This is a genomic window from Pantoea osteomyelitidis, from assembly GCF_044342975.1.
In the GTDB taxonomy this organism is placed as follows: Bacteria; Pseudomonadota; Gammaproteobacteria; order Enterobacterales; family Enterobacteriaceae; genus Pantoea; species Pantoea osteomyelitidis.
In genome coordinates, this window is sequence record NZ_JBGFSN010000006.1 from 1 (window position 1) to 18923 (window position 18923).

The 18923-nt window shown below is 55.1% G+C and carries 18 protein-coding genes and 1 pseudogene; 12 read left to right on the forward strand and 7 right to left on the reverse strand.

Going from position 1 to position 18923, the window contains the following annotated elements:
• Nucleotides 1-135: 135 nt before the first annotated feature.
• Nucleotides 136-552: pseudogene (locus ABU178_RS16045) on the forward strand (TetR family transcriptional regulator C-terminal domain-containing protein); the annotation flags it as partial.
• Nucleotides 553-611: 59 nt separating this feature from the next.
• Complete coding sequence (locus tag ABU178_RS16050) at nt 612-1088, forward strand: nuclear transport factor 2 family protein (RefSeq protein WP_397216702.1); 477 nt, start codon at nt 612-614, stop codon at nt 1086-1088.
• A gap of 39 nt (nt 1089-1127) precedes the next feature.
• Here ABU178_RS16050 and ABU178_RS16055 read toward each other — a convergent pair whose 3' ends face one another.
• Nucleotides 1128-2099, reverse strand: coding sequence for an AraC family transcriptional regulator (locus ABU178_RS16055; RefSeq protein WP_397216704.1), 972 nt, complete (start codon nt 2097-2099; stop codon nt 1128-1130).
• A gap of 78 nt (nt 2100-2177) precedes the next feature.
• On the opposite strand from ABU178_RS16055, the gene ABU178_RS16060 reads away from it, so the two are divergent.
• Together ABU178_RS16060 and ABU178_RS16065 are read left to right on the forward strand one after the other, a co-directional pair.
• The gene (locus tag ABU178_RS16060) at nt 2178-2543 is read left to right on the forward strand and encodes an EthD domain-containing protein (RefSeq protein WP_397216706.1); all 366 of its coding nucleotides are present in this window, start codon (nt 2178-2180) and stop codon (nt 2541-2543) included.
• A gap of 172 nt (nt 2544-2715) precedes the next feature.
• The gene (locus ABU178_RS16065) at nt 2716-3252 is read left to right on the forward strand and encodes a carboxymuconolactone decarboxylase family protein (RefSeq protein ID WP_397216708.1); all 537 of its coding nucleotides are present in this window, start codon (nt 2716-2718) and stop codon (nt 3250-3252) included.
• Between the two features lie 175 nt (nt 3253-3427).
• Here the strand turns inward: ABU178_RS16065 and ABU178_RS16070 are convergent, their stop codons facing one another.
• The 4 genes from ABU178_RS16070 to ABU178_RS16085 all read right to left on the reverse strand — a co-directional run bounded on the left by ABU178_RS16070 (nt 3428) and on the right by ABU178_RS16085 (nt 8018).
• Nucleotides 3428-4624 carry an SMP-30/gluconolactonase/LRE family protein gene (locus tag ABU178_RS16070; protein ID WP_397216709.1) on the reverse strand — a complete coding sequence of 399 codons (1197 nt, stop codon included), beginning with the start codon at nt 4622-4624 and terminating at the stop codon, nt 3428-3430.
• A 61-nt stretch (nt 4625-4685) separates the two neighbouring features.
• Nucleotides 4686-5687, reverse strand: a complete 1002-nt coding sequence (locus ABU178_RS16075; protein WP_397216711.1) for a zinc-binding alcohol dehydrogenase family protein — start codon at nt 5685-5687, stop codon at nt 4686-4688.
• Nucleotides 5688-5877: 190 nt separating this feature from the next.
• Nucleotides 5878-6732 carry an N-acyl homoserine lactonase family protein gene (locus ABU178_RS16080; RefSeq protein ID WP_397216712.1) on the reverse strand — a complete coding sequence of 285 codons (855 nt, stop codon included), beginning with the start codon at nt 6730-6732 and terminating at the stop codon, nt 5878-5880.
• Nucleotides 6733-6812: 80 nt separating this feature from the next.
• Complete coding sequence (locus tag ABU178_RS16085; RefSeq protein WP_397216714.1) at nt 6813-8018, reverse strand: MFS transporter; 1206 nt, start codon at nt 8016-8018, stop codon at nt 6813-6815.
• Nucleotides 8019-8177: 159 nt separating this feature from the next.
• Between ABU178_RS16085 and ABU178_RS16090 the strand changes: the two genes are divergently transcribed.
• Complete coding sequence (locus ABU178_RS16090) at nt 8178-8735, forward strand: TetR/AcrR family transcriptional regulator (RefSeq protein WP_397216716.1); 558 nt, start codon at nt 8178-8180, stop codon at nt 8733-8735.
• Nucleotides 8736-8790: 55 nt separating this feature from the next.
• The gene (locus ABU178_RS16095) at nt 8791-9756 is read left to right on the forward strand and encodes a LysR family transcriptional regulator (RefSeq protein WP_397216718.1); all 966 of its coding nucleotides are present in this window, start codon (nt 8791-8793) and stop codon (nt 9754-9756) included.
• Between the two features lie 537 nt (nt 9757-10293).
• Here the strand turns inward: ABU178_RS16095 and ABU178_RS16100 are convergent.
• Entirely contained in the window at nt 10294-10503 is a 210-nt protein-coding gene (locus ABU178_RS16100; protein ID WP_397216720.1) for a YdgH/BhsA/McbA-like domain containing protein, read from the reverse strand.
• Between the two features lie 294 nt (nt 10504-10797).
• On the opposite strand from ABU178_RS16100, the gene ABU178_RS16105 reads away from it, so the two are divergent.
• From ABU178_RS16105 to ABU178_RS16130, 6 genes are all read left to right on the forward strand, one after another.
• On the forward strand, nt 10798-11736 hold the full coding sequence (locus tag ABU178_RS16105; RefSeq protein ID WP_397216946.1) for a GlxA family transcriptional regulator: 939 nt from the start codon (nt 10798-10800) through the stop codon (nt 11734-11736).
• Nucleotides 11737-11891: 155 nt separating this feature from the next.
• Entirely contained in the window at nt 11892-12707 is an 816-nt protein-coding gene (locus ABU178_RS16110) for an SDR family NAD(P)-dependent oxidoreductase (protein WP_397216722.1), read from the forward strand.
• Nucleotides 12708-12755: 48 nt separating this feature from the next.
• Nucleotides 12756-13517, forward strand: a complete 762-nt coding sequence (locus tag ABU178_RS16115; protein ID WP_397216723.1) for an SDR family oxidoreductase — start codon at nt 12756-12758, stop codon at nt 13515-13517.
• Between the two features lie 46 nt (nt 13518-13563).
• Nucleotides 13564-14766 carry an MFS transporter gene (locus tag ABU178_RS16120; protein WP_397216725.1) on the forward strand — a complete coding sequence of 401 codons (1203 nt, stop codon included), beginning with the start codon at nt 13564-13566 and terminating at the stop codon, nt 14764-14766.
• Between the two features lie 253 nt (nt 14767-15019).
• A complete protein-coding gene (locus ABU178_RS16125; protein ID WP_397216727.1) occupies nt 15020-15778 on the forward strand; it encodes a carbon-nitrogen hydrolase family protein in 759 nt (252 codons plus the stop codon).
• Nucleotides 15779-16202: 424 nt separating this feature from the next.
• Nucleotides 16203-17846: a methyl-accepting chemotaxis protein gene (locus ABU178_RS16130; RefSeq protein WP_397216729.1), complete on the forward strand. Its 1644-nt coding sequence runs from the start codon at nt 16203-16205 to the stop codon at nt 17844-17846.
• A 355-nt stretch (nt 17847-18201) separates the two neighbouring features.
• On the opposite strand, the gene ABU178_RS16135 is transcribed toward ABU178_RS16130, so the two are convergent.
• The gene (locus ABU178_RS16135; RefSeq protein WP_397216730.1) at nt 18202-18771 is read right to left on the reverse strand and encodes a DUF4142 domain-containing protein; all 570 of its coding nucleotides are present in this window, start codon (nt 18769-18771) and stop codon (nt 18202-18204) included.
• Nucleotides 18772-18923 lie beyond the last annotated feature (152 nt).

Below are 18923 nucleotides of genomic sequence, written 5' to 3' on the forward strand. Positions count from 1 at the left end.
ACCATCGGGTGCTCATTGAACCGGCATGCGGCGTGTCTCTCTCACTCTTGTACGAGCACAAAATCAGGTTTAACCCTGCTAATAATGTACTGGTAATTATTTGCGGCGGGGCATCGGTCACGCTGGAAGGGATAAAATGACGTGGCAGCAGCCGCGTTGAATGAACGTGATGAACGCTGGATGCACTGGTTCAGAGCTGAAGCTGATAAAGGCGATACTCCTCAGGCTCGCATTTTGAATATGTTTACTGTGCTCAGGGGCTGGTTTGAGTCAGAAGGCTTTCGTGGCTGTGCATTTATAAATACAGCCGGAGAAGTGGGTGATCCTACCGACCCTGTTCGCCAGATAGCAAAGCTGCATAAACAAAAATTGCTGGATTACACGCTCGAACTCACTGACCAATTAAACATTGAGCAACCTGCCGCTCTGGCCAAACAGCTGCTGATTCTGGTAGAGGGCGCTATCACCTTGTCCTATGTGATGGGTGATAGCAGCGCCGCAGACAGTGCAAGGGAAGTTGCGAAACTTTTGCTGGAACAGGCCTCTTCTTAAGGCCTGAGTATCAAAAAAATGTTTCTACTGATCTATCCGAATTTACAGGGGGCTTTACCATGTCTGATACACAAACTCGTCCGCCACTTCCTCCTTTCACGCGCGAATCGGCGATTGAGAAAGTTCGGCTCGCTGAAGATGGCTGGAACAGCCGCGATGCCGAAAAAGTAGCGCTGGCGTACTCACTGGATACCAAATGGCGTAACCGCGTCGAGTTTGCAAATAATCGTGAAGAAGCCAAAGAATTCCTCACCCGTAAGTGGAAAAAAGAACTTGAGTATCGTCTCATTAAAGAGTTATGGGCGTTTGGCGACAACCGCATCGCTGTCCGGTACGCTTATGAATGGCATGATGACTCAGGTAACTGGTTTCGTTCTTACGGGAATGAAAACTGGGAATTTGAAGCAGATGGCCTGATGCATCGTCGCTTCGCCTGTATTAATGACATGCCTATAAAGGAAAGTGAACGCAAGTTCCACTGGCCTTTGGGGCGTCGTCCGGACGACCATCCGGGTCTGTCGGAGCTGGGTCTGTAAATTTGTCAGTTACCTCGCCAAAAGCCCACGGCCACTCTCTTAGCCGGGGGCTTTTTCATTTATCGACTGATCTTTCAAAGAATACCGGCGTGGTGAACAGCCAATGAGTCGTCGAAACGCTGTACTGAATGCAGCTTCTGATTCATAGCCTAGTGACAGCGCGATTTTGGAGACAGATTCAGTGCCACTGGTGAGCCGGTGACATGCAATCATCATCCTCCATCGTGTCAGATATTCGATTGGCGACGATCCGGATAGGCTTTTGAACCTGAGTGCGAACTTTGATCGAGACATCCCGGCCTTTTGCGCAAGTTCCGGCAAGGTCCATCGGCTGCCCGGACTCGCATGAATTGCGCCAATGGCAGCCGCGATCCTTTCATCTCTGAGTGCAAACAGCCAGCCGACCCCGCTTCCCACGCCGTGAGCAAGATAAAGTCGCAGCGCCTGGACCAGCATCAGATGAGCGAGATGCTGCACTACGAGCCTGGCACCCGGCTGCGTTCCGAACAGCTCTTGTCGCATACGCTCAAGGGCCCATCGCAGACCTGTCTTGTCGTCCTCGTCGCGGAGCCGAATGATGGCAGGCATTGACCCGAGTAGGATATCGACATGTTTGCCGGCGAATCCGAAATGGCCGCCGAGCATTGTTGTTTCTCCGCCGCCGTTCACTGTCGCGATACCGCCGTTCCACTCTTCTTCGGGTAGGGAGGCAATGCCGATCGGCTCGAAGGCGAGGTCCTGAGCAATCAGGAACCGACGTCCGTTCGGTAACAGAACGCAATCACCCGCCTCAAGCCTTATCGGATCTTGCCCGCTATCGACGGCGAGCCAGGCGCTGCCCGATACGAGCGCAAAATACTTGAGGCCAGAATGCTTCTCGAACTGAAGCGCCCATTTCTCCCCGAAGTCAAATCCACCCGCGATGTAGGTTTTCGGCGTTAATAGCGAGAGAACATCGGATAAAGGATCAGCAACCACGGGGACAATCTCGAAAGTAATAGGGATATTCAAACATAGTTTGTTTCGAGTTTCATGGTTATCCTTTTTCGAAGCAAATGCACCGACTACTCACCGTCAAAGGATATTTTCATGATCAAAGTCATCATCGGCTTCAAGCGCCGACAAGGTATGGGCATTCAGGAATTCAGGGACTATCGTCGTGACATTCATGCCCCAATACTCTTTGCCATTCCCGAAGCGAAGAATATCCGCCGCTTCGTGATTTCATACCCTGCGGATTATTCGACCCCTGAGGAACCACGGTTCGACGCCATAGTGGAGGCATGGTTCGACAACAGTGACGATATGAACAAACTCTTCCTGTCGGACAACTTTGCAACCAAGGTAGATCCGGACCACGTGAACTTCATCGATTTGACTTCCGTGGTCCGGCTCGTGACCGAAGAACTCATCGTCGTTGACTACCCGCGCTATCAGCGGGAATGCTCTTCATAAATACCATGACTTTTTAGCGTCACCGATTTTAACTCGGCGAGAGAAAGTCCTAACCCGGTTGCTGGCTTTTTCCTCTTATCCTGCCACAGTACTGTGCTCCTGAAGCCGACGTGACAGAACATTCAATACCCTGTCACCTGAGCATTTTACTGAATGAAATCAGGAGTCATCTATGAGCCGTTTACATACCATCACCGAAAGCGAAGCCACCGGTAAAACCGCACAGCTGTTCGGTGCTATTAAAGGCAGTATGGGTAAGGTCCCGAACGCCTATCTGACCATTGGCACGCAGTCACCGGAAATCCTGGGCCAGATGCTGCAACTGAACGCAACGCTGCACAAAGGAAGCCTGAGCGCGCGCGCGCTGGAAGCCATCAATCTCGCGGTAAGCGAAGAGTCTGGCTGTGATTACTGCCTCGCCGCCCATACATTAATGGCCAAAAAGGCCGGTTACACTGACGATCAGACGCGAGAGTTACGCGAAGCTCGCTTCACGGCTGATGCGCGCATTGATGCTCTGGTGCAGTTCGTTCAGTACCTGGTTTCATCCCGCGGTACCGTAGCGGCGGAGCGCGTTCAGACTTTCCGTCAGGCCGGATTCAGCGACCAGCAGGTAGTGGAAACCCTCGGTGCCGTCAGCGCCATCCTGTTTACCAATATGGTGAACCGCGTAAATGATACTGTCGTTGACTTCCCAAAAGTGAGCTGATGTTTGCAGGACGTCAGTGGTGCAGGAGAGAGCCATAACATGCTGCTCCTGCTCACTGTTACCCCCTCTGGACCCGTTACGTTTATGGACAGAAAACGCTGCTCCCTATTTCAGCGAGTAGAGATATCCTGCAACGGCCCCGTGCGTTAAGCGTCGGGGCCGGAGGTGAAATCCTTTAGTGCGTGGGTGCGGGCGCTGCATTAATTTTAATGCGTAACAGGGCATAAGGCTTCTGGCGCAAATCTTTACCACCATGGAAACCGGGCTGGCGGTTCAGCTGGTTTGTGGTGAAGTACAGATAACCATCCGGCCCGACCGACAGGGTATCCGGCCACAGGATTTCCGGACCGTGCGCAATGGTTGTCCACTCCCCGCCTGCCGGCAGTTTACGGATAGCGTTACGCTCATAGTCGCCGGCATAAACGGTACCCTTCGCATCACTTTCCAGACCGTCTGACGCCCCTTTTTCACCTAAATCCTTCACAGACGCAGAGAGCTGAGCCTCCTTGATGGCCGGATCGCGAAGCAGCGCCGTGGAAACTGAATAGAGGTGACGACCCGACAGTGGACTGTAGTAGAGCGTCTTACCGTCCGGAGAGATAGCAATACCGTCAGAGGCCACGCTGAAGGGCGCGGTCGTTCCGTCTGCGTGACGCTGCAACAGCGTTTCGCCTTCCACGACAGGTGAAAAACCGGCCTCAGGCGAGGTTGTGCGGTCGCCTTCCAGACGGCGAAGCGCTTTCCCCGTGTCCAGATCGATGACGATAATCGCGCCAGTACCGGACAGTGAGGAGTCGGTCACGTACGCCACGCCAGCTTTACCGATGCGAAAATCGAAACGCATATCGTTGACGTAGGTGGCAGGCCTGATCACCTCCGCCGGAAAAACAAGGGTTTTTTCGACCTGATTGGTTTTCAGGTTAACCGCGACAAGCTTTGCGCCGCCCGCTACGGGTTTTGAGAATCCGGGCGCGGCGGTGTCCAGTATCCAGATCCTGCCCTGGCCGTCGGCCACTACGCTCTGCACGCTCAGCAGATGAGTGCGGGGAGCAGAATTGTCAGCGGTATTTATCCCGACGTCCGGGTAAGGCACCAGCCGGTTACCTTTTACTTCGGCCACGGTAAACGGAACATCGTCACCCCAGCGCGGGAAATTCACAAAAATGCGGCCCGTTTCGGTGACGGTGACGCCGGTCGGCATTGCGCCGCTAAACGTGGCGACCACTTCGGGTTTACCGATCGCGCGGTCCTGAGCAAGCTGGCTGAGGGCAGGCATCGCGTGGGCTTGCGCAGCCAGGACATTCAGGCTGCCGCTGCCTGCCGCCAGAGCCACAGACAGCGCGAAAGCCGTTTTCATCATGCGTGTTTTCATCAGAATATCTTCCTGAGATATTGAATGGACCGGTCAGTCTGTTACCTGACCGGCAGCGAAATCAGAAACCTTCCAGCACGATTTTTCCGCGCGCCCGGCCGCTTTCGATAAAGGCGTGCGCCCGGCGAAGATTGTCCGCGCTGATTTTTCCGTAATGCTCGCCTTTCGTGGTGCGCAGGGTGCCGTCCTCGATCAGGCGGCGTACGCTCTCCAGAATCTCGTTCTGGCGGATCATGTCCGGGGTCTGGAACAGTGAGCGAGTGAACATCAGCTCCCAGTGCAGCGAAACGGCTTTGCGCTTCAGCGGAAGCGCATCCAGCGAATCCGGGTCGTCAATCAACGCCAGACGGCCCTGCGGCGCCAGCGCTTCCACAATCTGCTGATAGTGCTTACCGGTGTGCGTCAGGCTCGCGACGTAACGCACTGAAGAGAGGCCGATTTCGCGCAGACCTTCCAGCAGCGGGCGGGAGTGGTCGATGACGTCATGCGCGCCGAGCTCACGCACCCATTCCGCCGTCTCCGGGCGGGAGGCGGTGCCAATGACGCGAAGTCCGGTAAGCTTGCTGGCCAGTTGAGTCAGTACCGAACCCACGCCCCCGCCAGCGCCGATGATGAGGATCGCATCGCCATGCCCTTCCCTGACATCCAGGCGGTCAAACAGCAGCTCCCAGGCGGTAAGTGAGGTGAGCGGCAGCGCGGCCGCGTCGGCGTCACTCAGTGAAGCCGGTTTGTGGGCCGCGATACGCTCATCAACAAGGCCATATTCTGCATAGGAGCCGGGACGGATAATGGATCCGGCGTAATACACCTCATCCCCGGGTCTGAACAACGTGACGTCTTCACCGATCGCTTCAACAATGCCCACCGCGTCCCAGCCGAGAATGCGCGGCTGCGTGACGGGTGAATTGGCGCGCACCTTGGTGTCTACCGGATTGACTGAAATCGCCCTGATCTTTACCAGCAGGTCGTGGCCGCCCGGCTGAGGTTTCGGCAGTTCGGTCTCAAAGAGAGAACGGGGGTCGGTAATGGGTAATCCGTGCTGGGTATAAACAATCGCTTTCATGGTGTGTTTCCCTTTCATTAAGCAGTGGTGTGGCAGCCGGGGTACCGGTGCGTTACGTGAAGAGTACGGGAGTCACTGGCGCAGAAAAACGGGGTGCCGACATCAGCACTTTCACTCGCGGAGTGAAAATCCGCACAGCGGCGTCCGGGCGGAAGGAGGACGAAAGCGGGCCAGCAGGCCCGGCGGGGTTTTACAGAAGGGTGTAGGCAGAAGCGTCGGTGACACGGGCTTCCGGATTTGATATGGCGTTGTGCAGAAGACCGGTAACACGTCCTCCCTGCACCAGCGCTGGCAGGTCATGGCTGGGGAGCATAAACCGCACGCCGGACAGCGCTTTCTTGATCGCCGTTTTTTCTTCCAGCGTGGACATCGCCCGGTTACCGGTAATGGTCGGTTCGCCGGGGTTCAGGCTGTCGAGGAAGGGATCGATGAGGCTGCCCTGCAGGTTATACACCACGTCCCCGCAGATGTTTGCCAGCCCCTCAGCGGTTTCCACCAGAACGCAAATTGAACCTGGCGTATGCCCGCCGCTCAAACGCACCGTCACTCCCGGGATCACTTCTTCTTCAAAGCTGCCGTCCACGTCAAACAGGCGCAGCGCGCCCTGCGTATACAGCCTGTCGAGCAGGTGTCGCGTATCCTCAAGGGCATACATGGCCGGTCCCATAATGCCGGACGCGGCAAAAGAGAGTTCACGGCGGGAAAGGCTGATCGTGGTGGTCATTGGGAAAAGATAGTCCCCGCCGACATGGTCAACGTGCGCGTGGGTATGAATGACGTAGCGGATATCCGCAGGCGTCAGGCCATGCTGTGCGAGGTTCCACTCCAGCGTCATTTCGCGCGTCTGCTCCGCTGCAAAGCCAAACTGGCTGTAATAATCGGTTGAACGTGAGCCGGAATCGACGAGCACAGGGTATTCGCCGCCGGTAATCAAAAAAGAGAGCGTCGGAATGGTGGTTTTGATCCCTGCATCCTGAAATAAAACCAGCCCCGACTTGTCCAGCGTGATATTGCCAAGGTTCAGGGGGTAGATTTTTAAGGTCATCGTATTCTCCAGATTTTGAGTAAAAGTTTTCCACAGCGCCGAACCGGGATTCCGCGCTCCGGGGGTTAAAAAATCAGGTTTCAGGCGTCGCTTACAGGAAACGAATGCCGGGATCGCCGCTGATACAGGCCCTGAATGATCAGCACCAGACAGACAGCAGTGAGGATGAATGCGCCGCTGTAAATGGCGAAAGAGAGGTTCAGGCTCGTGGCCGTTTTACCCAGCGCGATAGCCAGCCCGCCGGTAAACAGGTAGGCAAAGACAAACAGCATGGACATGGCGTTTCCCCTCTCTTCGCGCCGGGCCTCCTGCGCGATCAACGCCAGTCCGCCAAACGTCATAAAGGCGTATCCGGCTCCCGAGATGAGCGAAGCCCCTATGAAATACGCAAGGCTGTGTACTGACACGGACACGCACAGGCTTGCCATGCCCAGCATGGAAAGCGCGGAACCCGTCATGATCGCCCGCCGGGCTTCTACTTTTCTGGCGAAGCCACCGGTGATGCCGAGCGCCACCGGGAACAGTGCCAGCGCCAGACTGTTTACCCACGCGCTCGGTGAGCCAATCAGGCTGCGGGCGACCTGCGCACCGAGGGAAGAGATCAGCACGCCGTGCGTATAGGCACCCATCACCGCCAGCGCGGCATAGATAAAGCTGCGGCGCAGGTAGGGCGGAACGTGGGGGCGCGCCATCAGGCGCCGGGTCGGAAGGTCATGCCGGTCGCCCGGAATAAACAGACACAGCAGGATAAGCAGAAGCAGCAGCGTGAACAGGACGTAAAAGCTCAGGCGCGTAGGCGCGGGAGCCCAAGTGACAAGCGCCCCCGCCAGCAGCAGCGCACCGGCGAAGCCCACTGACTGCGCACCGAGGGTAACGGATGCAGAGCGGCCAGCGCCCCCCTGACCGGCATAGTCCACCAGGGCTGCGGCGGAAGGACCGGCCGACAGTCCTACCCCTATCCCCATCAACACCCGGCCCGCCATCAAGGTATACACCTCTCCGGCAACGGCAAACATCAGCACACCGGCGGCGGAGCTGACCAGCCCGGCCAGCATAATGCGCTTTCGCCCCAGTCTGTCGGACAGACCGGCCGACAGCAGCATTGTCAGCACCACACTCAGCGGATAGATACCGAAAATGACCGCCAGCACCGTCATCGACAGCTGCCACTGTGTGGCATAAAGCGGATAGATCATCGCGGGGGCCGCGCTGGTCCAGAGCGTATGCGCCACAACTGCGGCACTGATCCAGAAAGCAAACCGGGTTGACGTCATAGAAGAGATCATCAGGTATCCTTAGTTTTAAACTGTTCGTTTTAAAACTAGCTGCACTCCCCCTCAGATTGCAAGCCATTTTGAATCGATCGGTTTTTTATTTTTCGCAGTCTGGCTTTTTTCACGCTTAAGATGCATATTAAAACGATTGGTTTAAAATGGAGGCGGCTGATGGCCAGACCTAAAAAGATAAGCAACGAAGATGTTTTGAACCGCGTGATCCCGGTATTCTGGAAAAGCGGGCTGGCAGGAGCCAGCCTCGGGCAGCTTGAGCAAGCCACGGACATTAACCGTTCAAGCCTGTACGCGACCTTCTGCAGTAAAGAACAGCTGTTTGTGAGCGCGCTCGAATACTATGTCAATAGCGCACCGGCGCAGTTTCTGCTGCAAAAACAACCGCATGGCTGGGAAAATATTGAGGCCTTCCTGCTTGCTGCGCCCTTCAACAATCCTGCCTTTAACGGCTGCTTTGTGGTCAACTCTTCCCGTGAGATGGGGGAACTGCCCGCCGAAGCGCTGGTAATTGTGCGCAACTTTCGCGATGCTGTGGTTGAGCAGATACGGCTGAACATCCCGGCGGAGGATGCCGGAGAGGACAGCGGCGTGGTGGCAGAGATTATCTGGTCAACCCTGGCTGAAGCCTGCCTTGAGGCAAACGATGCCCTCGACAGAACGGCCTGGCAGCAGCGTGTCACCCGCCTGCTGCGTTTTCTTAAGTCTTGCCGTTAACAATTAAACGCCCTCTCTGCACGGTACTGACAACCTTTTGCACTTGGGAGCCTGCATGATACGTCTTGAAGATGTTACCTTGTTCGTCCGTTCTGCCGCGCTGGGCAGTTTTTCCAGCGCGGCCCGTGAAGCAGATATTCTCCCCGGCCAGGTCAGCGCCGCGGTCAACCGCCTTGAGCGGGATCTCAATAAGCGGCTGTTTGCCCGCTCAACCCGCAGCCTTCGTCTCACCGCAGAAGGCGAAGCCTGGCTGCCCTATGCCCAGGAGATGTTGAATATTCTGCAGGCGGGCACCGAACGGCTTCAGGGTGGAGAGGATGAAATACAGGGTGAGCTGAAAATTGCCGTCCCGTCTGATATCGGTCGCAACGTTTTATTGCCGGTGATCACCGCGTTCTGCGAGAAGCATCCAAAGATATCGCTGCGCATTTTTATGTCCGATAACGTCAGCGACGTTTTCCGCGATCCGGTGGACGTGGCCATCCGCTACGGCGTACTGGAAAACAGCAGCTATGTTGCCTTGCCGCTGGCCGAGGATAACCGGCGCGTGCTGGTCGCCTCTCCGGCCTATCTGAAAAAATATGGCGCCCCCCGACAGCTCGACGACCTGGTTCTGCATCATTGTCTGCTTTATACGCTGAACGGCCACGTGTATGACAAATGGTCCTTTCCGGAAAACGGCGTCAGACGTCAGCTGACGGTGAACAGCCGAATGCTGTGTGATGATGCCGACCTGGCGCGACGCTGGGCCGTAGCGGGTACGGGAATCGCCTACAAGTCATGGATAGATGTGAGCGCGGATGTGCTGGCAGGACGGCTTGAGGTCCTGCTGCCGGAACAGCCCGGCGAAGGGGTTCCGCTCAATCTTATCTGTCCGCACCGTAAACAGTTCTCTCCCGCGATCCGCGAACTGCATGCGCTGCTGCGTGAGCATCTGAAAGCCGTGACGGCGCTTATGCGCACGCACCCTGCTTTTGTATCGGGCGCTCAGGCCGCGCTGCCCGCGAACCAGAGCGCATAAAAATGGCCATTTAAGTGAAATGGCTTTCTACCCGGAGGCGTCAGTTATTTTGCAGAATAGCCGTCATGCGGACCTGATTACCGGCATAGCTGCCGGTAATCTTATTATCAGCACCTGCCTGCTTTGCTTTTAGCGCGCATTTTGATTCAGCTTCATCCAGCGTTGAGTCGGTTGCGGAGATGCCCTTGGGCGAAACTGCTGAGTCAAAACCGCACAGAGAGAGAATAATCAGTGCAGTTTTATCATTATTGATTTTTACTCTTCATTATGCGGCTTTTTAGATAAAAAATTCTGTTTTAAGGCCGCCGATTAATTACGCTACGTTGTATAAATAAGATATTCTTCTCCGAATAGAGAATCAGAAAGGTGCGGGGCGCGTTAAGACTTTCATTCACTGAGAAAAGGTAGCATGAAATGCCCTTTCCCCCTTCTCCTTCAGGATTAAAAACACCCCCGGAAACACATAATCACAGGACAGATCTGCAGACGGATTATAAAAAGAAGGCCATCTTTTCGAATGGCCTTTCTTACGCGATATTATTTAATCAGTTTAGCGGTCATATGTACCTGATTACCAACATAGCTTTCAGTGATTTTATACTGAGCGCCTGCTTTATGAGCCTGTCGGGCAATTTGTAATTCCGCTTCATCCAGCGTGGAACCGGTTGCAGTGATACTTTGTGCGAAACTGCCGAATGAAACAGCAGACAGTACGGCAATCATCAGAGCGGATTTAACAGTTTTCATTTTGAGGACCCTTATACAGTTTGTGAGATATTAAGTTTCATATTCAGGGCGGCGTTTTAATTTGCTGCCTTGTGTGGAATGAATAATAGGGGACTGCGTTCAGGTGAAACAGATCGGGTCGCAGCAAAGACTTTCACTCGAAGTGTGAAGATGGTGATGAAGAGTTAAAATGCCTGTTATTTTAATGACCATTATACCGGAGAGCGAAAGCGGGTTATTGTCTGTGCTCGCCCTGCTTACAGCCAGACCGGCAACAGAGATGTATATCACGCCGGATTATTAAAGGAGACGATGATGCACCGGGTAGGCTTACTGATTTCCGATCATTTTCAGGTTCTGGGATTATCCACGCTGAGTATCTTTGAGTTTGCCAATCAGGTGAACGGCGAACCTTTCTATGACTGCACAGTGTATTCAGAACGCGGTGGCTCTGTGAAATCCTCTTACGGCTTCGGCGTTGACAGCCATCCGATCAGTACGGATATGGAAATAGACACCTGGCTGGTCGCGGGCGTACTGACGCCGCTGGAGCTGCCGGCCTCACCGGGTATTGTAGATTTTCTTCAGACGCATGCTCCGCGCGCGCGTCGGGTCGCGGGGATCTGTACCGGCGCGTTCGTACTGGGCCAGGCCGGGCTTTTATCTCATCGGCGCGCCACCACCCACTGGGTGCACGCACAGAGCCTGAAATCCCTGCATCCCACCACAAGGGTCGAAGAAGACCGCATCTTTATCATTGACGATCACGTCTGGACTTCGGCAGGACTCACCGCTGGCCTCGATATGGCGCTGGGCATGGTTGAGAAAGACCTGGGCGCTGAGGTTGCGCGAACCGTGGCGCATTTGCTGGTGATGCACCACCGCCGATCCGGCGGACAGACGCAGCATTCAGAAATGCTGATGCTTTCCCCACGCAGCGATCGCCTGCAGTCCGCCCTGGAATATGCACGCAATAATCTGAGTAAACCGCTGACCATTGAAGACATTGCGGATGCCGTGCACGTGAGCGCCCGGCAGCTGAGTCGTCTTTTTCGTTCCGAAACGGGCAAGTCCCCGGCTAAAGCCATTGAGAGCCTGCGGCTGGAAAATGCCCGATTGCTCATTGAGCAGAGCAGGCTATCGATGGAAGCGATCGCGCGTGAGTCAGGGTTCCGCGACCGCCGACACATGCGCGAAGTTTTCCTCCGCGGTTACGGCATCCCGCCTCAGTCGCTGCGTACCGGTAAAGCCTGACCGTACTTTTCAAAACCTGATCCCCGCTCTTATTTCATGACGACCGGCATTCCGGTCATCATGATGTCCCAAATCACGACCTTTCTCGTCAGCCGCGCCGACGCATGAGTGCGTACTATGAATTCACCAACCCGATAACTGACAAGGTGAACATCATGACGCAGCAGACTCACACCGACCGCGGCACCGCCGTCGTCACCGGCGCCTCAACGGGCATGGGCGCACTGTATGCCGGTCGCCTGGCACGTATGGGCTATGACCTCATCATCGTGGCGCGTAATCACAACCGTCTGAACCAGCTGGCTGAGCATATCACCACCGACAGCGGTCGCAGCGTGGAAGTGGTCGCAGCGGACCTGGCCGATGCCGCACAGCTGCATGCGCTGGAAGATAAGCTGCGTCTGGATGCGAGCATCACGCTACTGGTCAACAACGCGGGTATCGGAACCCATACCCCGCTGCTGCAGAGCGACACTGAACAAATGACGGCCCTGATTAACCTCAACATTACCGCCCTGACCCGCCTGACCTACGCGGTGGTGCCAGGTATGGTCGCCCGGAGACGCGGCGCCATCATCAACATCGCCTCCATCGTCAGCATTGCCCCGGAGCTGCTCAACGGCGTTTATGGCGGAAGCAAGGCTTACGTACTGGCGTTCAGTCAGTCTCTCCACCACGAGCTTGCCGGTAAAGGCATTCAGGTGCAGGCCGTACTGCCCGGCGCCACCGCAACGCCGTTCTGGGACAACGGCGGCCTGCCGGTTGACCAGCTCGATCCGAACATCGTGATGAGCGCGCAGGACATGGTGGAAGCCGCCCTCACCGGATTCGCACGCGGCGAACTCATCACCATTCCATCCCTGCAAGACGAGACGCTCTGGACGCGTTATGAACAGGCGCGTCAGGCCATGATCCCGCATCTTGGCAGCGACGCACCGGCAGAGCGCTATCACCCCGTATCCGTGCACTGATTCAACATTTATTCAACCTTAAAACCTATTCTATGAAGGAGTAAGTCCATGAAACTGAACAATAACACTATCTTCATCACCGGCGGCACCTCTGGCATTGGCCGCGCAATGGCAGAAAAATTCCATCAGCTGGGTAATCAGGTAATTATTTCCGGACGGCGCGAGGCGCTGCTGAAAGAAGTCACCGCCGCCAGTCCGGGCATGGATTATGTGGTGCTGGATGTGACGCGTGCCGACAGTATTCAGGCCGCCGCACAGAGTGTGCTGGCACGCTATCCTGCACTGAACGTGGTTATCAATAACGCCGGCATCATGCCGTTTGACAACGCCGCAGGCGAGCTGGATGACGCCCAGGCAGTTACGCTCTTAGACACCAACATTCTGGGCCCGGTGCGCGTCAGTGCGGCGTTTATCGAGCACCTGAAGCAGCAAAAGGATGCGGTGCTGATCAACAACAGTTCGGTGCTGGCCTTCCTGCCAATGGCGACCAATGCGCTGTACTCGGCCACGAAGGCCGCCATCCACTCCTATACGTTGTCACAGCGATTCCTGCTGCGTAACACCGGCGTACAGGTTATCGAAATTTCCCCGCCGTGGGTTGATACCGACCTGATTTACAAGAGTGGTGACCCGCGCGCCATGCCGCTGGACGCATTCATCAGCGAGACGTTTGAAAAGCTGGGTACGGATACTATTGAAGCCATCGTTGATCGTGTGTTGCCTGTACGCGATAACCCGGGCGCAGACGAGCATACGCTGGTGAACCAGTTCAACCAGTCCGTGGCGGATAATCCGATTCCCGTTCAGTAAAACCACAGGGGCATCCAGCCCCTGTTTTTTATCCTGGAGATGAAAAATGAATACTGTCATTACGTCTTCCCAGCGCCGCGCCCTGCGCGCGCTGAGCATCGCTTACTTTGTTCAGGCCACCGGTGCGCTGTCTGTCGCTGGCAGCCTGCCCGCTATTTCTGCTGCCTGGCAGCTGACCGATGCGCAGAGCGCACGTTTGCTAAGCATTTTTGGTCTCACCTTTGCGCTGGCCGCCCCGCTGATTCAGGTTCTGTTTGGCCATCTTCGCCGTCGTCAGCTCGTACTGACAGGCATAGGGCTTTTTGGTCTTGGCGCATTCGCTTTTGCGCTCTCCCCCTCCTACAGTGCGTTAGTTGTCTCTCGCCTGCTCATGGGCGTGGGCGCGGGTTTCATCGGCCCGGTGTTGGTTGCGCTCGGTGCGGAACTGGTTGATGAACAGCAGCGCGGCCCGGCTATCGGCATGGTGCTCCTCGGCGTATCTATGGCGAGCCTGGCCGGTATTCCACTTGCCGCATGGGTTGCTGGCCTGTGGGGTGCGAAAACGCTGTTTGCGCTGGTTGGGGTGATAAGCCTGCTGAGCGGCCTGAACGTATTGCTGACGGTCCCTGATGAAAGCGCAGGAACGCGCATCCGGCTCTCCGAGATGGCGGGCGTGCTGTCAGAGAGTAAATATCTGACGGCATTTCTGGTGGTGTTTTTCATCACCTCCGGGGTCTACAGCTTTTATTCGTTTATCGCCCCATTCATTCGCGATACTTACGCTGGTGGTCCGCATGCTGTCTCTGCGACGCTGGCGGTGCTGGGCGTTGCCGGGGTGCTGGGAAATCTCTGGGTTACCCGCGCGGCGGTTCGTTTCACGTCTGAAAAGCTGCTGATGACCGGCATGACGCTGCTAATTGTGGATACAGCCATGATTGCCCTGCTGCCGAAAACGCTTGCCGTACTGTTGGCAGCGCTCATCTTCTGGGCCTTTGCCACAGACCTGCTCTGGCCAAGTCAGCAGCGCAGGATCGTAGAGCTGGCATCTGCCCGGCATCGCGGTATTGCGCTGGCGCTGACCAGTGCCTTTATGTTTGGCGGGATAGGCTTTGGCTCTGCGATGGCATCCTGGGTTTATCCGGTGGCGGGGTTTTACGGGCTTGCCGGTATGTCTGTGGCCTTTATTCTGCTGGCACTGGTCAGCCTGCAACTGTCAGAGAAGTTCAGAAGGCCCGTGAGGATCGTTGAAACCTGTCACAGTGATGCCTGAACAATAAATCCACAGGCGCGCCTCCCGGATCGGTTACCCGCGCAAAGGATGATGGCTTTGCGCAGGGGATCGAACATAAAGAATCCGCTTACAGGCCAGCCGTTGCTCTGAGCCCTTTTATATTGAGGATTTTCGAGCCGTACAGCGTATCGACATACGGCCGCCCAAGGTGTGGATCCAGTCTTAGAAAGATGACGCCTGCTGTTTATTTTTGTATGGTAACTGACGATTTTAAAAACGTCCGCGAGTAAGCATGGGTAGTATTCAGAGAAGGTTAAGAATCGCAGCAGGACAGTTTGCTCCGGTTCGCGGCTGCATTGAAGAGAATATGCGCTATCACGAACTACTGGTTACGTCTGCAGCGTCGGCAGGCGTTAACCTCATCATTTTTCCGGAACTCTCTTTAACGGGTTATGAACCAGAGATGGCTGAAGGATTGGCTCTCGCTGACGAGACCTGCCTCTGGCCACTTCAAACGTTGTCTGACAGGCACGATATGACAATCATTGCAGGTGCGCCTCTGTGGGTAAAAGGTAGGAAGCCGGCCATTGGCGCATGTGTAATTTCTTCAAAGCGCCACATTTCCTTTTACCGAAAAATGTATCTTCATCCGGGAGAGTCTGACTATTTTTCCGCCGGTGAAGCAGAGTGTGTTCTTACGGCACATACGTTTAATCTCGGCGTGGCTATATGCGCAGATGCAGGACAGCCGATCCATGCAGAACGAACGGTGCATCTGGGGGCTGAAATTTACCTTAATTCAGTTTTAAGTGCAGGTGGTTATGATAAAGATGCCGGCCTGCTAAAAAGCTACGCCAAACTTTATGCGATGCCCACGCTGATGGCTAATTACTGTGGCCCGTCAGGCGGTTGGAAACCTGTCGGAAAAAGCGCCGCATGGAATGCGAAGGGTGAACTTATCGCTCAGGCTCCAGAGGATTGCGCTGCCCTGGTTATAATGGACCTACAGGAAGGTGAGTGCGCAGGGGAAGTAATCTGCCTGAATAAATAATGAGGAAGCTCATACTTTTTCTTTTCACGGCTCGTCAGAGATTACCTGTTATTTAAGAATGAACTGTTTTTTCTCTGTCAGATAATCCCATCTCCTTTGATTTCATATCATGAAGGATTAATGTCCGCTCATCGCTCTTAGCGGACCGTGCATCCACGTAAGGCGGCTTTGCGCCATGAGCAAGCGTTCGAACGGGAAGCAAGTAGTCTGGTACTGTTCAGAAATACACTATCTCAATGAACTGCTGAGTCTTTTGTCTGGCAGAAAGCCCGTTTTCTTTATTGCATCGCGCGGTCGCGTTATCAGATTGTTAACCCCGTCACTAAAATAATCCTTAATTAATCCATCCTGCTGCCGATGAACATCCATAGACCCTGTTTTTTGTATGTATTAACAGGAGTGTGATTCAATTAAGGATAATAAAATGAACATCTCGCAACGCCTGCTGCTCGCCTTCTCCATGCTGTTCGGTGCCATCATTCTGCAGGCCATTCTGGCAATTACTCTTCTCTCAGGCTTCCAGGATCGTTTTGAGTTTGTGCAGGATAATGCTATCCCCTCGATTAAAGATCTCAGCGAACTGGTCGATCAGAGCAACCAGCTGGCGCTGCTCCTTTATAAGCACCAGACGCAGCTCAATGACCACGCGATGCCAGCCGTAGAGAACAGCCTGCAAAAACAGCTGGCGCTATTGAAATCGCATACCGACGACTACATGAAAAATGAAATTTCAGGGGATGAAGACAGGCGCCTGACTGAAGTCGCCTATGCCAGTTTGCAGCGCGTGAACGAAACGCTTCCCGCTTTTCTTAGCGCATCGCGCAGCCACCAGAACGCTGTGAGCCTTGATTTGATTGAAGGACAGAATGGCATCGGTGCGGCAATTCGGCAGCTGATTACTGGCTATCAAAAGCAGCTTGAGTTAAACATCACCATCAGCAACGAACTGCGCGCCACCAACCGCAGCACTTTCCACAATGTGCTCTGGACCACTATTGCTGGTGTGATCGCGACCCTGGTCATCTTTGGCATCTTCGCTACTCTGACAATACTTCGTATCCGCCGCAGCCTGACAGATGTGGGTCAGGTAATGACGCACGCCAGCGAGAACCTCGATCTCACGCTGAGCGCTAACGATACGCGCCGTGACGAAGTGGGGAAGATGGCGCAGGCGTTTAATATCCTGATGCGCAGCGTGGCCACCGCGCTGGCTTCCGTACAGAACGCGTCGCAGTCAGTCAGCAGCGCATCGGTAGAGATTACTGCAGGCAATCTGGATCTTTCATCACGTACCGAAGAACAAGCCGCGACGCTGGAGCAGACCGCTGCCAGCATGACCGAGCTGGGCGAAACGGTACGTCAGACCGCTGATAATACCCGTCAGGCCAGTAAGCTGGCAGAAAATGCCAGCGCCCTTTCGGAGAAAAGCAGCGTCTCACTCGATACTATGCTCGCCACCATGGATAACATTCGCAGCAGCTCGCGCAAAGTCGCTGATATCGTCTCTCTGATTGAAGGCATCGCGTTTCAGACCAATATTCTGGCGCTCAATGCTGCGGTGGAAGCAGCACGCGCCGGTGAGCATGGCAAAGGCTTTGCGGTCGTGGCCGGTGAGGTGCGTAATCTGTCCCAGCGCTCAACCTCCGCTGCCCGTGAGATCAAGACACTGATTGATGAAGCGCACCGCCTGACTGAAGCAGGCGCAACCCAGGCCAGTGACGTCAGTCAGAATATGCAGGTAATGAATGAAGCGATCCATCAGGTCAGTGGGCTGATGAGTGAGATTGCCGCTGCCGCTGTCGAGCAGAGCCAGGGGATTACCCAGGTGCAGCAGGCAGTAAACCAAATGGATGAGGTCACACAACAGAACGCCGCGCTGGTGGAACAGGCTTCTGCTGCCTCCCAGTCCCTGCAGGAGCAGGCTGAGATGCTTAACCAGCTGGCAGGAAAATTCGTGCTGAGCAGGGATGAAGCACGCCGTGAGGTAACTCCGGTTGCTGTTACCGCTTCTGTTATTGCACCAACGTGCATGATGCTGGCTGCAGAGAGTGACTGGCAGAGTTTTTGAGTTTGAATGGTTCTGACTTAAGAGAAATAGGTCGGAACCGCGATCAGGGTTTTATAGGACAATGTCCGCTATATGCCAGAAGCGGTCCTTCACAATGTCTGCGCCATGCAGCCTGGCGAACGACTGCTTCGGATCAATTCTGGTCGTCAACACGTAGAGTGAGTGTCAGCTTGTGACTGCACAAGAGCGAGCATCGATCGGCAGACTGACAGTAAAGGTCGTCCCCCGTTCTTCAGCACTGTCAACAATGACACTCCCGCCGTGACTTTCTGCAACACGTTGAACAAAGGTAGTCCAGATTGCAGGACCCTGTGCCCACCGAACAACCTGTTTACTTACCTGCTGGCATGTCTGATTACATCGACATCTGCTGGGCGGACTTAAGGTGCTGCTCAACCACCGGCGTGTGCGCGTCGGCCAGGGCCTTCACATCCGGATCCTTGATCTTTTTGGCGTCACTCTGCAGCGTCGACAGCACCATTTTGTGGTCCTTGGTGCCGGCGTTTTCCATATACATCTTGTCAAACGCCCCGCCGCTCTGCTTTTCCAGTTTGGCAGCCATGGTTTTGTGCTTGGCGTCCGGCTCAGTCGGCAGCGCCACGCCTTTTTGCTGGGCGACCGCCTGTACTTTGGTCAAGGCAGCGCCGTGGTCTTCGACCATCTGCTGAGCGAATGCTTTCACCTGGCTGCTTTGGGCCTTGCTCAGCGCGATCTTGGCGGCGGCGATTTCATTGATATTGGCCTGCGCCATGTCCTTCAACGCTTTTTCATCGCCGGAGCTGAGGCTGGCGCTCGATGCGGTCTGGCCTGCGGCACTATTCTGCGCGGCGCTCGTCGGTGTCTGGGCTTGTACGCCGACAGTGCTGAACATAGCTGCTACTGCCGATACGACCAGTAATCCTTTTAAGGTTTTACTGTTTTGCATGTTGTTCTCCAGATCGTCATGGGTAAGGTTGGTGTCAGGTAATTAACCGTGCGCAGCCTCGTATGTAAATGACAACTGCAATGGTCAGTATAGTGGATCAACGATTCGAGACAGCAGCTTAAGTCTTACGTTATGGTCCTCAACGGAGGACG